The following is a 14,749-nucleotide window of genomic DNA, read 5'->3' on the forward strand; positions in this document are numbered from 1 at the left end:
CCGCGCTGTCGGCGCACGCCAGTAGGGTGTGTGACATGGCCGACCCCTCCAGCTACCGCCCCAAGCCGGGACAGATCCCGGACACTCCCGGGGTGTACAAATTCCGCGACGAGCACCGCCGGGTGATCTACGTCGGAAAGGCGAAAAGCCTGCGCCAGCGCCTCGCGAGCTACTTCCAGGACCTGGCGAACCTGCACCCGCGCACCCGCACCATGGTCACCACCGCGGCGTCCGTGGAGTGGACGGTCGTGTCCACGGAGGTCGAGGCCCTCCAGCTGGAGTACTCCTGGATCAAGGAGTACGACCCCCGGTTCAACGTCAAGTACCGCGACGACAAGAGCTATCCCTACCTCGCGGTGACGATGAACGAGGAGTTCCCGCGCGTGCAGGTGATGCGCGGCCACAAGAAGAAGGGCGTGCGCTACTTCGGCCCCTACGGGCACGCGTGGGCCATCCGCGACACCGTGGACCTGCTGCTGCGCGTCTTCCCGGTCCGCACCTGCTCCGCCGGCGTCTTCAAGAACGCCGCCCGCACCGGCCGCCCCTGCCTCCTCGGCTACATCGGCAAGTGCTCCGCCCCCTGCGTCGGACGGGTCTCGCCCGAGGAACACCGCGGGCTGGCCGAGGAGTTCTGCGACTTCATGGCGGGCCGCACCGGGGCGTACATCCGCCGGCAGGAACAGCAGATGGCGGAAGCCGCCGAGGAGATGGAGTACGAGCGCGCGGCCCGGCTGCGCGACGACATCGAGGCCCTGAAGAAGGCCATGGAGAAGAGCGCGGTGGTCCTCGCCGACGCGACCGACGCGGACCTCATCGCCGTCGCCGAGGACGAGCTGGAAGCCGCCGTGCAAATCTTCCACGTACGCGGCGGACGCGTGCGCGGCCAGCGCGGCTGGGTCACGGACAAGGTCGAGGCGGTCACCACCGGTGACCTCGTCGAACACGCGACCCAGCAGCTCTACGGCGAGGAGACCGGCGACTCCGTCCCCAAGGAGGTGCTCGTCCCGGCCCTGCCCGATCCGGTGGAACCCGTCCAGGAGTGGCTCACCGAGCGCCGCGGGTCGAACGTGTCGCTCCGCATCCCGCAGCGCGGCGACAAGAAGGCCCTCATGGAGACCGTGCAGCGCAACGCCCTCCAGGCCCTCGCCCTGCACAAGACCAAGCGCGCCTCCGACCTCACCACCCGCTCGCGGGCCCTGGAGGAGATCGCCGAGGCGCTCGACCTGGACAGCGCCCCCCTGCGGATCGAGTGCTACGACATCTCGCACCTCCAGGGCGACGACGTGGTGGCGTCCATGGTCGTCTTCGAGGACGGCCTCCAGCGCAAGAGCGAGTACCGGCGCTTCCAGATCAAGGGCTTCGCCGGTCAGGACGACGTCCGGTCGATGCACGAGGTGATCACCCGGCGCTTCCGGCGCTACCTCGTCGAGAAGGAGAAGACGGGGGAGTGGACGGACGGCCAGGACAGCTCCGCCGAGACCCCGTCCTCCGTCGCCGCCGGCTCCGAGCCGGGTAGCGGCGACGCAGGGACGCTCGCGGGCGAGGTCCCCGAGATCACCTTCACCGAGGACGACGGCCGCCCCAAGCGCTTCGCCTACCCGCCGCAGCTCGTCGTCGTGGACGGCGGCAGGCCCCAGGTCGCCGCCGCCAAGCGGGCCCTCGACGAACTCGGCATCGACGACATCGCCGTCTGCGGACTCGCCAAGCGCCTGGAGGAGGTGTGGCTGCCGGACGACGACGACCCGGTGGTCCTGCCGCGCAGCAGCGAGGGCCTGTACCTCCTCCAGCGCATCCGGGACGAGGCCCACCGCTTCGCGATCACCTACCAGCGCGCCAAGCGGGCCAAGCGCTTCAGGTCCAGCCCCCTGGACGACGTGCCCGGCCTCGGCGAGTCGCGCAAACAGGCACTGATCAAACACTTCGGCTCGGTGAAGAAGCTGCGTTCCGCGACGATCGACCAGATCTGCGAGGTTCCCGGCATAGGTCGAAAGACGGCGGAGACCATCGCCGTGGCCCTCGCCCAGGCGGCTCCCGCCGCACCCGCCGTGAACACGGCGACCGGAGAGATCATGGAAGACGACGAAGACGCGGCGCCCGCGACGACGGCGGGCCCCGTGGAGGAGCCCGTGACCGCGGGCGCCTCGGACGAACGACGGGGGCAGGAGACATGACCGAGAACGACGCGCGCGAAGAGGAACGCCCGGCGCAGACCCAGGAGGACCACGGCGCGCCGGCCGAGGACGGAACAGAGCACGAAGCACCACAGGAAGTCGGAGCACACGTGGATACGGGCAGCGAGACGGCCGCGACCGCGGTCCCGGACGCGGTCATCCCCGAGCTGGTGATCATCTCCGGGATGTCCGGCGCCGGCCGGTCCACCGCCGCCAAATGTCTGGAGGACCTCGGCTGGTTCGTCGTCGACAACCTGCCGCCCGCGCTGATCCCCACCATGGTGGAGCTCGGCGCCCGCTCCCAGGGCAACGTCGCGCGGATCGCCGTCGTCGTCGACGTACGCGGCCGCCGCTTCTTCGACAACCTGCGCGAATCCCTCGCCGACCTGGAGTCGAAGCACGTCACCCGGCGCATCGTCTTCCTGGAGTCCTCCGACGAGGCCCTGGTGCGCCGCTTCGAGTCCGTGCGACGGCCGCACCCCCTCCAGGGCGACGGCCGCATCGTGGACGGCATCGCCGCCGAACGGGAACTGCTGCGCGAGCTGCGCGGCGACGCCGACCTGGTCATCGACACCTCCAGCCTGAACGTGCACGAGCTGCGCGCCAAGATGGACGCCCAGTTCGCGGGCGACGAGGAGCCCGAGCTGCGGGCCACCGTCATGTCCTTCGGCTTCAAGTACGGCCTGCCGGTCGACGCCGACCTGGTGGTGGACATGCGCTTCCTGCCCAATCCGCACTGGGTCCCGGAGCTGCGCCCCTTCACCGGCCTGAACGAAGAGGTCTCGGCGTACGTCTTCAACCAGCCCGGCGCCAAGGAGTTCCTCGACCGGTACACCGAGCTGCTCCAGCTCATCGCCGCCGGATACCGGCGCGAGGGCAAGCGCTACGTGACCATCGCCGTCGGCTGCACCGGCGGCAAGCACCGCTCCGTGGCGACCTCGGAGAAGCTCGCGGCCCGGCTCGCCTCGCAGGGCGTGGAGACCGTGATCGTGCATCGGGACATGGGGCGCGAGTGACCGAACGTGCTGTCTCCCGGCTGTACCGGCTGCGCCGGGAGACCCCCGGTGAACGCGCCGGGCGGCCGGTCGTGGCGCGCGGCGCCAAGCCGCGCCGCCGTGGCGCCCAGCCCAAGGTCGTCGCCCTCGGCGGCGGCATGGGCCTGTCCGCCTCGCTCGCCGCTCTGCGCAGGATCACCGGCGACCTCACCGCCGTCGTCACCGTGGCCGACGACGGCGGCTCCAGCGGGCGCCTGCGCGACGAGCTGGGCGTCCTGCCCCCCGGCGACCTCCGCAAGGCGCTGGCGGCCCTGTGCGGCGACGACGACTGGGGCCAGACCTGGGCCCGCGTCATCCAGCACCGCTTCCAGTCCAAGGGCGACCTGCACGAACACGCGGTCGGCAACCTGCTGATCGTGGCCCTGTGGGAGCAGCTCGGCGACCATGTCCAGGCCCTCGACCTGGTCGGCAGGCTGCTGGGCGCGCACGGCCGGGTGCTGCCCATGTCCGCCGTGCCCCTGGAGCTCCAGGCCCTGGTCAGGGGGCACGACCCGGACCGGCCCGAGGACGTCGACACCGTCCGGGGCCAGGCGACCGTGGCGCTCACCCCGGGTGAGGTCCAGTCCGTGCAGGTCGTGCCGCACGACCCGCCGGCCGTGCCCGAGGCCGTCGCCGCCGTCCTCGACGCCGACTGGGTGGTGCTCGGCCCGGGCTCCTGGTTCTCCTCGGTGATCCCGCACCTGCTGGTGCCCGAGCTGCTCGACGCCCTCATCCAGACGAAGGCGCGCCGGGTACTCTCCCTGAACCTCGCTCCGCAGCCCGGAGAAACCGAAGGCTTCTCCCCGCAGCGTCATTTGGAGGTTTTGGGACGACACGCCCCTAAACTCGCCCTGGACGTGGTGCTGGCCGACGAGGCCGCCGTGCCCGACCGCGACTCTCTCGTCGACGCCGCCAAGCGGCTCGGCGCCGCGGTCGAGCTGGCGCCGGTGGCCCGGACCGACGGATCTCCGCGGCACGACCCGGAGCTGTTGGCCGCCGCGTACGACCGTATTTTTCGGATGCATGGAAGGATCGGCCCATGGCGATGACGGCAGCGGTGAAGGATGAGATTTCCCGGCTTCCCGTCACCCGGACCTGCTGCAGAAAGGCGGAGGTCTCCGCCATTCTGCGGTTCGCCGGCGGCCTTCACCTGGTGAGCGGCCGGATCGTGATCGAGGCGGAGCTGGACACCGCCATGGCGGCGCGCCGCCTGAAGCGGGACATTCTCGAGATCTTCGGCCACAGCTCCGAACTGATCGTGATGGCTCCCGGCGGGCTGCGCCGCGGCTCGCGCTACGTCGTGCGCGTCGTCGCGGGCGGCGACCAGCTGGCCCGCCAGACCGGACTCGTGGACGGCCGCGGCCGTCCCATCCGCGGCCTGCCGCCGCAGGTGGTCTCGGGGGCCACCTGCGACGCCGAGGCGGCCTGGCGCGGGGCGTTCCTGGCGCACGGCTCCCTCACGGAGCCCGGCCGCTCCTCCTCCCTGGAGGTGACCTGCCCGGGCCCGGAGGCCGCGCTCGCGCTGGTCGGCGCCGCCCGGCGGCTGTCCATCGCGGCGAAGGCCCGTGAGGTGCGCGGTGTCGACCGCGTCGTCGTCCGTGACGGTGACGCGATCGGCGCCCTGCTGACCCGCCTCGGCGCGCACGAGTCGGTGCTGGCCTGGGAGGAGCGCCGGATGCGCCGCGAGGTGCGCGCCACGGCGAACCGGCTGGCCAACTTCGACGACGCCAACCTGCGCCGCTCGGCCCGTGCCGCCGTCGCCGCCGGGGCCCGCGTGCAGCGCGCCCTGGAGATCCTCGCCGACGAGGTGCCGGAGCACCTCGCCGCCGCCGGACGGCTGCGCATGGAGCACAAGCAGGCCTCCCTGGAGGAGCTGGGCGCTCTCGCCGACCCGCCGCTGACCAAGGACGCCGTCGCGGGCCGGATCCGCCGGCTGCTGGCCATGGCCGACAAGCGGGCGCAGGACCTCGGCATCCCCGGAACCGAGTCGAACCTCTCCGACGAGATGGCCGACAATCTCGCGGTATGACCTGACGGAAGCTCAACACGCCGGTGCCGACGCCCACTTGGGACGTCGGCGCCGGCGTTTGGCCACTTTTGATGCGCTCTTGACTTGACCATGAACTGTCATGAGCCTGGCATCTGTTCGCTGCTGTGGCGGACCAGTGCAAGGGGGGCTCATGAGACGAAGAGCGAGCGCGATCCTCGCTACCGGCGCGCTCCTGCTGGGCGGAGCGGCCGTGGCGCCGATCGCCCAGGCGCAGAACGGCAGTTCGCCCGGGCCCGACACGAACGCCGTCAAGGTGTTCCGGGCGGAGGTCACGAAGCAGCAGGTACCCCTGCTGCTCGCGGCCGGTCAGGACGGACACGAACTCGGCGACGCCACCTGGAAGAACGGGAAGAGCACGGTCGAGGTCTACGTCACCGACCAGCAGGCAAGGAAGCTGGAGAAGCAGGGCGTCGACCTCACCGAACACACGCTCTCCGCCAAGGCCGAGAACCGCGTCGCCGACGCCGCGCAGGGGGTGTTCCGCCCGTACAGCGGGAAGGGCAACCTCCAGGAGGAGATCATCAGGACGGGTGAAGCCAATCCCGGTCTCACCAAGGTCGTCTCCATCGGAAAGACCCTCGGCGGCCAGGACATCCTCGCGCTCAAACTGAGCAAGGGCGCGAAGAAGACCAAGGACGGCGCCAAGCCGTCGGTGCTGTACATGTCCAACCAGCACGCGCGCGAGTGGATCACCCCCGAGATGACCCGGCGGCTGATGCACTACTACCTCGACAACTACGCGACCGACCGGCGCGTCAGGAAGATCGTCGACTCGACCGAACTGTGGTTCGTGCTGTCCGCCAACCCCGACGGCTACGACTACACCTTCCAGGACGACGACACCCGCCAGTGGCGCAAGAACCTGCGGGACGTCAACGGCGACGGCGTCATCGCCACCGGTGACGGCGTCGACCTCAACCGCAACTTCGCCTACAAGTGGGGCTACGACGACGAGGGGTCGTCCCCGAACCCCACCAGCGAGACCTACCGCGGCGCGAGCCCCGGTTCCGAGCCCGAGACCAAGGCCCTCGACGCCTTCGAGAAGCGCGTGGGCTTCTCGTACGGCATCAACTACCACTCCGCCGCCGAACTGCTCCTCTACGGAGTCGGCTGGCAGGTGGCGACGCCGACCCCGGACGACGTGCTCTACAAGGCGCTCGCCGGAACCCCCGAGAACTCGGCGATCCCCGGCTACCACCCGCAGGTCTCCTCCGAGCTGTACACCACCAACGGCGAGGCGGACGGGCACGCCGGCAACGTCAACGGCACGGCGATGTTCACCCCCGAGATGTCGACCTGCCAGACCGCGTCGGACCTCGACCCTGACGACGCCTGGAACGCGGCCGACTGTGCCTCCGTCTTCACCTTCCCGGACGACGAGAAACTGATCCGGCAGGAGTTCGAGAAGAACGTCCCGTTCGCGCTCTCCGTGGCCGAGACCGCGGCCCACCCCGACCGGCCGTCCTCCTCGGTCGGCCTCGACGCCCCCGACTTCACCCCCGCCGCCTTCTCCACCTCGTACTCCCGCGGCGCCGACCAGGAGGTCTCCGTCGTCGTCCGCAGGTCGGTGCGCGACAAGGAGCTGAAGTACCGCGTCAACGGCGGCCGCACCCAGGACATGGCGCTCAAGCCCTGGAAGGGCGGCGAGACGTACGGCGGCGCCGACAACCTCTACTTCGACGAGTACCGGGCCAAGGTCAAGGACGGCGACCGGGGCGACAAGGTCGAGGTCTGGTTCACCGGCGAGACCCGGAGCGGGAAGCCCACCGCCGGCCCGCACTTCACCTACACCGTCGCCGACCGGCCCCGCGCCGACGTCCTCGTCGTCGCCGAGGAGGGCGCCACCGCCACCCAGGCCCAGACCTACGTCGACGCGCTGAAGGCCGGCGGCAGGAAGGCGCTCGTCTGGGACGTCGCCACCCAGGGCGCGCCCGACGCGCTCGGCGTCCTCGGCCACTTCGACACCGTCGTCCACTACACCGGCGCCCCGCGCCCCGGCAACGCCACCCAGCTCCAGCTGCGCGCCTTCCTCAACGAGGGCGGCAAGCTGGTCGAGGCGGGCGAGCAGGCAGGCGGCAGCGTCGACCTCGGCGGCGGCACCCTCTCGAACGACTTCAGCCAGTACTACCTGGGCGCCTACTCCCGCACGTCCACCCCCGGCGCCAACGGCTTCACCGGCTCGGGCCGGCTCGCCGGCGCCACCGGAGCACTCGGCGACGCGCCCGGCAACCCGCTGAACGCGGCGGGCACCTACGGCGTCACCTCGGACTCGCTGTCCGCCACGCAGTACCCGCAGTTCGCCTCCAGCGCGGGAGCGGGCCAGTTCGCCGGGACCGTCAACCCGTACGGGCCCTACGCGGGCTCGTTCATGGCCGCCGCCGTCCACACCGACGACGCCTACAAGCGCCTCACCCGCACCGTCGACCTCACCGGTGTGTCCGCCACCGACCGGCCGACGCTGCGCTCCCAGCTCCTGTGGGACACCGAGCCCGGCTACGACCACGCGATCGTCGAGGTCCACACGACCGGCGCCGACGACTGGACCACGCTCCCCGAGGCGGGCGGCGCCACCTCGGCCACCGTCCCCACCGAGTGCGAGGCCGGCTTCCTCGCACGGGAACACCCGTGGATCCGGCACTACCTCACCGTGGACGCGTCCGGCTGCACCGCCACCGGCACCAGCGGCGCCTGGAACAGCCTCACCGGCGCCTCCAGCGGCTGGCAGCAGGTCTCCTTCGACCTGAGCGCGTACGCGGGCCGGTCGATCGAGGTGTCGTTCAGCTACATCAGTGACCCGAGCGCGGGCGGCCACGGCCTCCTCGTGGACGACGCGTCCCTCGTCGTCGGAGGCACCGCCACCGCGACGGAGGGCTTCGAGTCCTCCTTCGGCCCCTGGGCCGTCGCCGGACCGCCCCCGGGCAGCCCGGCCGTCCTGCGGGACTGGACGCGCACCGGAGAACTCTTCAAGACGTACGGGGCGGTCACCACCCGCGACACCGTGCTCCTCGGCTTCGGCCTGGAACACGTCGCCGCGGCGGCCGACCGTGCCGCCCTGATCGGAAAGGCCCTCTCCGCACTGCGGCGCTGACTCTGCGTGACAAACACGTGAACAGCGCGGGTGGTCCGTACCCCTACTGGCGGGTACGGACCGCCCTGCCGTCTATGGCCCTACTCGATGTCACTCCGTGGGCGTCAGGGAGGTAGGGTCGTAGGCGGTCGGGGACATCCCATACAACTCGCCGACGTCCGCGTCGGCGCGTACCTAACGAGGAGATCGGTTCGTGACGATCCGCGTAGGCATCAACGGCTTTGGCCGCATCGGTCGTAACTACTTCCGCGCGCTGCTGGAGCAGGGTGCTGACATCGAGATCGTGGCTGTCAACGACCTGGGTGACACCGCGACCACCGCTCACCTGCTCAAGTACGACACCATCCTGGGCCGCCTCAAGGCCGAGGTGTCGCACACCGCCGACACGATCACCGTCGACGGTCACACCATCAAGGTCCTGTCCGAGCGCAACCCCTCGGACATCCCGTGGGGCGACCTCGGTGTCGACATCGTCATCGAGTCGACGGGCATCTTCACGAAGAAGGCCGACGCCGAGAAGCACATCGCCGGCGGCGCCAAGAAGGTCCTCATCTCGGCTCCGGCCAAGGACGAGGACATCACCATCGTGATGGGCGTCAACCAGGACAAGTACGACGCGTCGAAGCACAACATCATCTCCAACGCGTCCTGCACCACCAACTGTGTGGCGCCGATGGCCAAGGTTCTCGACGAGAACTTCGGCATCGTCAAGGGCCTGATGACGACGGTCCACGCGTACACGAACGACCAGCGCATCCTGGACTTCCCGCACTCGGACCTGCGCCGCGCCCGCGCCGCCGCCGAGAACATCATCCCGACCACGACCGGTGCCGCGAAGGCCACCGCTCTGGTCCTCCCGCAGCTCAAGGGCAAGCTGGACGGCATCGCCATGCGCGTCCCGGTCCCGACCGGCTCGGCCACCGACCTCGTCGTGACCCTCCAGCGCGAGGTCACCAAGGACGAGGTCAACGCCGCGTTCAAGAAGGCCTCCGAGGACGGCGACCTCAAGGGCTACCTGGCGTACACCGAGGACCCGATCGTCTCCTCGGACATCGTCGGCGACCCGGCCTCCTGCACCTTCGACTCCTCCCTGACCATGGTCCAGGAGGGCAACTCGGTGAAGATCCTCGGCTGGTACGACAACGAGTGGGGCTACTCCAACCGCCTCGTCGACCTCACGGTCTTCGTCGGCGGCCAGCTCTAAGTCCCGGAGCAGGCATCTCGATGTGAGACAGGGCCCGGGCAGCGCAGAGCCGCGCTGCCCGGGCCCTGTGCCACGTACTGATCGATCCGCCCTCCCGGATTCGAAGAGCCTTCCTAGGAGACCTTTCATGAAGACGATCGACGAACTTCTCGCCGAGGGCGTGGACGGAAAGCGGGTCTTCGTCCGCGCCGACCTCAACGTGCCGCTGGCCGACGGACTCATCACCGACGACGGCCGCATCCGCGCGGTCCTTCCCACCGTCAAGGCGCTCGCCGACGCGGGCGCCAAGGTGATCGTGGCCTCGCACCTGGGCCGCCCCAAGGGCGCCCCGGACCCGGCGTTCTCCCTGCTGCAGCCCGCCGAGCGCCTCGGTGAACTGCTGGGCGCGCCCGTGGCGTTCGCGCAGGACACGGTCGGCCCCGCCGCCCACGACGCCGTGAACGGCCTGGAGCCCGGTCAGGTCGCGGTCATCGAGAACCTCCGCTTCAACGCCGGCGAGACGTCCAAGGACGACACCGAGCGCGGCGAGTTCGCCGACCGGCTCGCGGCCCTGGCCGATGTCTACGTGGGTGACGGCTTCGGCGCCGTGCACCGCAAGCACGCCTCCGTGTACGACCTCCCGGCCCGCCTGCCGCACTACGCCGGCTACCTCATCGCCACCGAGGTCGGCGTCCTGAAGAAGCTCACCGAGGACGTCCGGCGTCCCTACGTGGTCGTGCTCGGCGGCTCCAAGGTCTCCGACAAGCTGGCTGTCATCGACCAGCTGCTCGGCAAGGCCGACAAGCTCCTCGTCGGTGGCGGCATGGTCTTCACCTTCCTCAAGGCCAAGGGCTACGAGGTCGGCACCTCGCTGCTCCAGGAGGACCAGATCCCGGTCGTCCAGGAGTACATCGAGCGCGCCGAGAAGAACGGTGTCGAGCTGGTTCTCCCCGTCGACGTCCTGGTGGCCCCGGAGTTCCCGGACCTGAAGACGAAGGCCCCCTCCAGCCCCAGCACGGTCGCCGCGGACGCCATCCCGGCCGGCAAGCTCGGTCTCGACATCGGGCCCGAGTCCCGCAAGCTCTACGCCTCGAAGCTCGCCGACGCCGCCACCATCTTCTGGAACGGCCCGATGGGCGTCTTCGAGCACCCCGACTACGCCGAGGGCACCAGGGCGGTCGCTCAGGCCCTGCTCGACTCCCCGGCCTTCACGGTCGTCGGCGGTGGCGACTCCGCCGCGGCCGTCCGCATCCTGGGCTTCGACGAAAACGCATTCGGCCACATCTCGACCGGTGGCGGCGCCTCCCTCGAATACCTCGAGGGCAAGACGCTCCCCGGCCTCGCCGCACTGGAGGACTGACCTACATGAGCACGCGCACGCCGCTGATGGCGGGCAACTGGAAGATGAACCTCAACCACCTCGAGGCCATCGCGCACGTCCAGAAGCTCGCCTTCGCCCTGGCGGACAAGGACTACGAGGCCTGCGAGGTCGCCGTCCTGCCGCCCTTCACCGACCTGCGCTCCGTGCAGACCCTGGTCGACGGCGACAAGCTCAAGATCAAGTACGGCGCCCAGGACATCTCGGCGCACGACTCCGGTGCCTACACCGGCGAGATCTCCGGCTCGATGCTGGCCAAGCTGAAGTGCACGTACGTGGCCATCGGCCACTCCGAGCGCCGCCAGTACCACGCCGAGACCGACGAGATCGTGAACGCCAAGGTCAAGGCCGCGTACAAGCACGGTCTGACCCCGATCCTGTGCGTCGGCGAGGAGCTGGACGTCCGCGAGGCGGGCAACCACGTCGCCCACACGCTGTCGCAGGTCGAGGGTGGTCTCAAGGACCTCCCGGCCGAGCAGGCCGAGTCCGTCGTGATCGCGTACGAGCCCGTCTGGGCCATCGGCACCGGCAAGGTCTGCGGCGCCGACGACGCCCAGGAGGTCTGCGCCGCGATCCGCGCCAAGCTGGCCGAGCTGTACTCCCAGGAGCTGGCCGACAAGGTCCGCATCCAGTACGGCGGCTCGGTGAAGTCCGGGAACGTCGCCGAGATCATGGCGAAGCCCGACATCGACGGCGCTCTGGTCGGTGGCGCGTCGCTCGACGCCGACGAGTTCGTCAAGATCGTCCGGTTCCGCGACCAGTAAGTATGCGGTAGCGGCGATTCGTCGTACCCTTGCGGGGGTCTGGTGCCCTGGCACCGGGCCCCCGTCGTCCATCCAGTTCCGAGGAAGTTGGTCCAGCCGTGGTTTTGGGGTTCTCGATCGCCCTGATCGTCTTCAGCCTGCTGCTGATGCTGCTCGTGCTGATGCACAAGGGAAAGGGTGGCGGCCTCTCCGACATGTTCGGTGGCGGCATGCAGTCGTCCGTCGGTGGTTCCTCGGTCGCCGAGCGCAACCTCGACCGCATCACCGTGATGCTCGGCGTGCTCTGGTTCGCGTGCATCATCGTGCTCGGCGTCCTTATGAAGATCAACAACTGATCGCCCGCCGGCATCGGTACGCAGCACAACTGCACATAACGCAAGCACATTCCGCACGTAAGGCCCCATGTCCGGTACGCGCCCCCAAGCGCCGCCTATCATGGGGCTTGCGTCTAGGGGTGGGGATGTAACGCCAATCACTGGACGCGCGTTGGGCCTTACGTAGACTGAGGCGCTCGCAGCGAAGCGTCACGCCGACTCGCTTCGCGGCACCATCACGCAGGGAGTTACGACCGTGGCAAGTGGTAACGCGATCCGAGGAAGCCGGGTCGGGGCGGGGCCGATGGGCGAGGCCGAGCGCGGCGAGTCCGCGCCACGGCTGCGCATCTCCTTCTGGTGCTCCAACGGGCACGAGACGCAGCCCAGCTTCGCCAGCGACGCGCAGGTCCCCGACACCTGGGACTGTCCGCGCTGCGGCTTCCCCGCAGGACAGGACCGGGACAACCCGCCGGACCCGCCGCGCACCGAGCCGTACAAGACGCACCTCGCGTACGTACGGGAGCGGCGCAGCGACGCGGACGGCGAGGCGATCCTCGCCGAGGCGCTCGCCAAACTGCGGGGCGAGATCTAGGAGTTGAGAACCGGCCGGGCACCCAGGTGCCTGGCCGGAGCCGTTTTCGACGGCCCGCCGGCCGGGGCTCCACCCCGTCGCCGGCTCTCGGCATGCCCGAATCCCCTGGTGGGAGCCGGTTGTCAGTGCCGCCCTCTACGGTTCGTGAAGTGGCCGGACCCAAGGGGGCGTTGTGACGGCGACGGACTGGACGGCGGCGGGGGCACCCGCGTGGCGCGGGGGTTTCGGGCGGCTGTGGAGCGCGGCCGTGGTGTCGCGCTTCGGGGACGCCCTGCGCACGGCCGCGCTGCCGCTGATCGCGGTCGGGCTCAGTGACGATCCGTTCGTCATCGCCTCCGTCACGGCCTGCGGCTATCTTCCGTGGCTGCTGTTCGGGCTGCTCGGTGGGGCGCTCGCCGACCGGGTGGACCAGCGGCGCGCCATGTGGGCCGTGGACACCGTGCGCGCAGCGCTGGTCGCCGCTTTCGCCCTGGCCGTCGGATTCGGGCACGCGTCGATCGGGCTGCTCATCGCCCTCGCCTTCACCCTGACGACCCTCCAGACCCTCTTCGACAACGCGTCCACCGCTCTGCTGCCGTCCCTCGTGGACCGCGCGGCGCTCGGCAGTGCCAACGCCCGGCTGATGACCGGGCAGCAGCTCGCCGGCGGCCTGCTCGCCGGCCCCCTGGTGCCGCTGCTGCTGACCGTCGGAGCCGCCCTGCCGTTCGCGGCCGACGCCGCCTCCTATCTGCTCGCGGCGGCACTGGTCGCCTCCCTGCGCGTCCAGGGGCCCGGGCGGCCGCCACGGCCGGGCGGCAGCACGTTGCGCAAGGAGGTGGGCGAGGGACTGCGCACGCTTTGGGGCGACCGCGTCCTCCGGGCGACCTGCACGGCCACCCTGCTGTGCAACATCGGCATGGGCGCGCTCATCGGCACCATGGTCCTGCACGTGACGCGCTGGCTGCACGCGGGGAACGCGGGCTACGCGGCGGCGATGACGGCGTACTCGGCGGGCAGTCTCTGCGGCGGTTTCGCCGCCCAGCGTCTCGCCCGCCGGTTCGGGCGGGCCCGCGCCCTGCTGCTGGGCGGAACCGTGCAGACGGCCTCGCTCGTGGTCATGGGCACGGTCCGCCAGCTGGGTGCCCTCGTCGCGGCCATGCTGCTGCTCGGCCTGATGAACATGGTGTGGAACGTCAACCAGGTCACGCTGATGCAGCAGCGCAGCCCCGCCGAGATGGTGGGGCGCGTCAGCTCGGCGTTCCGCACCGCCTCGACCTCGGGCGCTCCGCTCGGTGCGCTGCTCGGCGGCGCCGCCGCGACGGTCTGCGGACTGAACGGACCGGCGCTGTTCGCGGCAGCTCTCTTCGCTCTGGCCGTCGTCTCGCTGATACCCGCGGTCCAGCGGGACGTATCTGTTGTTGAGCCGGAGGACGGCGTGACGACAGCTCACGTCCAGTCCTGATCAATTAGGTTGGAACCGGCAGCGGGGCAAGGCAGGCAAGCGCACACGCAGGAAAGAAGGCGGAAGTCCCAGATGAACGCAGACAGCCGTACCCGGCTCAACCAGACACCCGAGTGGACCGCTCTCGCCAAGCACCGCGAGGATCTCGCGGGCACCCACCTGCGGGACCTGTTCGCCGCCGACCCCGGGCGCGGCTCCGGCTACACGCTCCGGGTCGGCGACCTGCACATCGACTACTCAAAGCACCTGGTCGACGACCGGACGCTGGACCTGCTGCGCGAGCTGGCCTCCGCGACGGGTGTGTTCGGTCTGCGGGACGCGATGTTCCGTGGCGAGAAGATCAACACGACGGAGGGCCGGGCGGTGCTGCACACCGCGTTGCGGGCGCCGGCGGACGCGGTGGTGGAGGTCGACGGGCAGGATGTCGTCCCGGGTGTGCACGCGGTTCTGGACAAGATGGCCGAGTTCGCGGGGCGGGTGCGTTCGGGTGAGTGGACCGGTCACACCGGTCGGCCGATCCGTAACGTGGTGAACATCGGTATCGGTGGTTCGGACCTGGGTCCGGCGATGGCGTACGAGGTGTTGCGTCCGTTCACCGACCGCGGGTTGACGGTGCGGTTCGTGTCGAACGTGGACGGTGCGGATCTGCACGAGGCGTTGCAGGGTCTGGATCCGGCGGAGACGCTGTTCGTGATCGCGTCGAAGACGTTCACGACGATCGAGACGATCACGAA

At 70.2% G+C, this 14,749-nt stretch carries 11 protein-coding genes and 1 pseudogene; all 12 read left to right on the forward strand.

Features of this window, described 5'->3' with window-relative positions:
- Positions 1-35: 35 nt before the first annotated feature.
- Positions 36-2,171, forward strand: coding sequence for an excinuclease ABC subunit UvrC (gene uvrC / locus ACIRQH_RS30485; RefSeq protein ID WP_358817095.1), 2,136 nt, complete (start codon positions 36-38; stop codon positions 2,169-2,171).
- Entirely contained in the window at positions 2,168-3,187 is a 1,020-nt protein-coding gene (gene rapZ / locus ACIRQH_RS30490; RefSeq protein WP_404227890.1) for an RNase adapter RapZ, read from the forward strand. Before uvrC ends, rapZ begins: the two co-directional genes overlap by 4 nt.
- On the forward strand, positions 3,184-4,254 hold the full coding sequence (yvcK, locus tag ACIRQH_RS30495; RefSeq protein ID WP_358817097.1) for a uridine diphosphate-N-acetylglucosamine-binding protein YvcK: 1,071 nt from the start codon (positions 3,184-3,186) through the stop codon (positions 4,252-4,254). Before rapZ ends, yvcK begins: the two co-directional genes overlap by 4 nt.
- Entirely contained in the window at positions 4,245-5,234 is a 990-nt protein-coding gene (whiA, locus tag ACIRQH_RS30500; RefSeq protein ID WP_081223786.1) for a DNA-binding protein WhiA, read from the forward strand. The genes yvcK and whiA overlap by 10 nt, the downstream gene beginning before the upstream one ends.
- Before the next feature lie 151 nt (positions 5,235-5,385).
- Positions 5,386-8,343 carry a M14 family zinc carboxypeptidase gene (locus ACIRQH_RS30505; RefSeq protein ID WP_388934844.1) on the forward strand — a complete coding sequence of 986 codons (2,958 nt, stop codon included), beginning with the start codon at positions 5,386-5,388 and terminating at the stop codon, positions 8,341-8,343.
- A gap of 193 nt (positions 8,344-8,536) precedes the next feature.
- Positions 8,537-9,547, forward strand: a complete 1,011-nt coding sequence (gene gap / locus ACIRQH_RS30510; protein WP_164375492.1) for a type I glyceraldehyde-3-phosphate dehydrogenase — start codon at positions 8,537-8,539, stop codon at positions 9,545-9,547.
- Positions 9,548-9,674: 127 nt separating this feature from the next.
- On the forward strand, positions 9,675-10,886 hold the full coding sequence (locus ACIRQH_RS30515; RefSeq protein ID WP_358817099.1) for a phosphoglycerate kinase: 1,212 nt from the start codon (positions 9,675-9,677) through the stop codon (positions 10,884-10,886).
- Between the two features lie 5 nt (positions 10,887-10,891).
- Positions 10,892-11,668 carry a triose-phosphate isomerase gene (gene tpiA, locus ACIRQH_RS30520; RefSeq protein ID WP_266612726.1) on the forward strand — a complete coding sequence of 259 codons (777 nt, stop codon included), beginning with the start codon at positions 10,892-10,894 and terminating at the stop codon, positions 11,666-11,668.
- A gap of 104 nt (positions 11,669-11,772) precedes the next feature.
- Complete coding sequence (gene secG, locus ACIRQH_RS30525) at positions 11,773-12,003, forward strand: preprotein translocase subunit SecG (protein WP_358817108.1); 231 nt, start codon at positions 11,773-11,775, stop codon at positions 12,001-12,003.
- Positions 12,004-12,238: 235 nt separating this feature from the next.
- Positions 12,239-12,574: an RNA polymerase-binding protein RbpA gene (locus tag ACIRQH_RS30530; protein WP_003957010.1), complete on the forward strand. Its 336-nt coding sequence runs from the start codon at positions 12,239-12,241 to the stop codon at positions 12,572-12,574.
- Between the two features lie 172 nt (positions 12,575-12,746).
- Complete coding sequence (locus ACIRQH_RS30535; protein ID WP_388934842.1) at positions 12,747-14,015, forward strand: MFS transporter; 1,269 nt, start codon at positions 12,747-12,749, stop codon at positions 14,013-14,015.
- Positions 14,016-14,087: 72 nt separating this feature from the next.
- Positions 14,088-14,749 (forward strand): annotated as a pseudogene (locus ACIRQH_RS30540) (glucose-6-phosphate isomerase); the annotation flags it as partial.

Source organism: Streptomyces sp. NPDC102279 (genome assembly GCF_044766365.1).
Classification (GTDB): domain Bacteria; phylum Actinomycetota; class Actinomycetes; order Streptomycetales; family Streptomycetaceae; genus Streptomyces.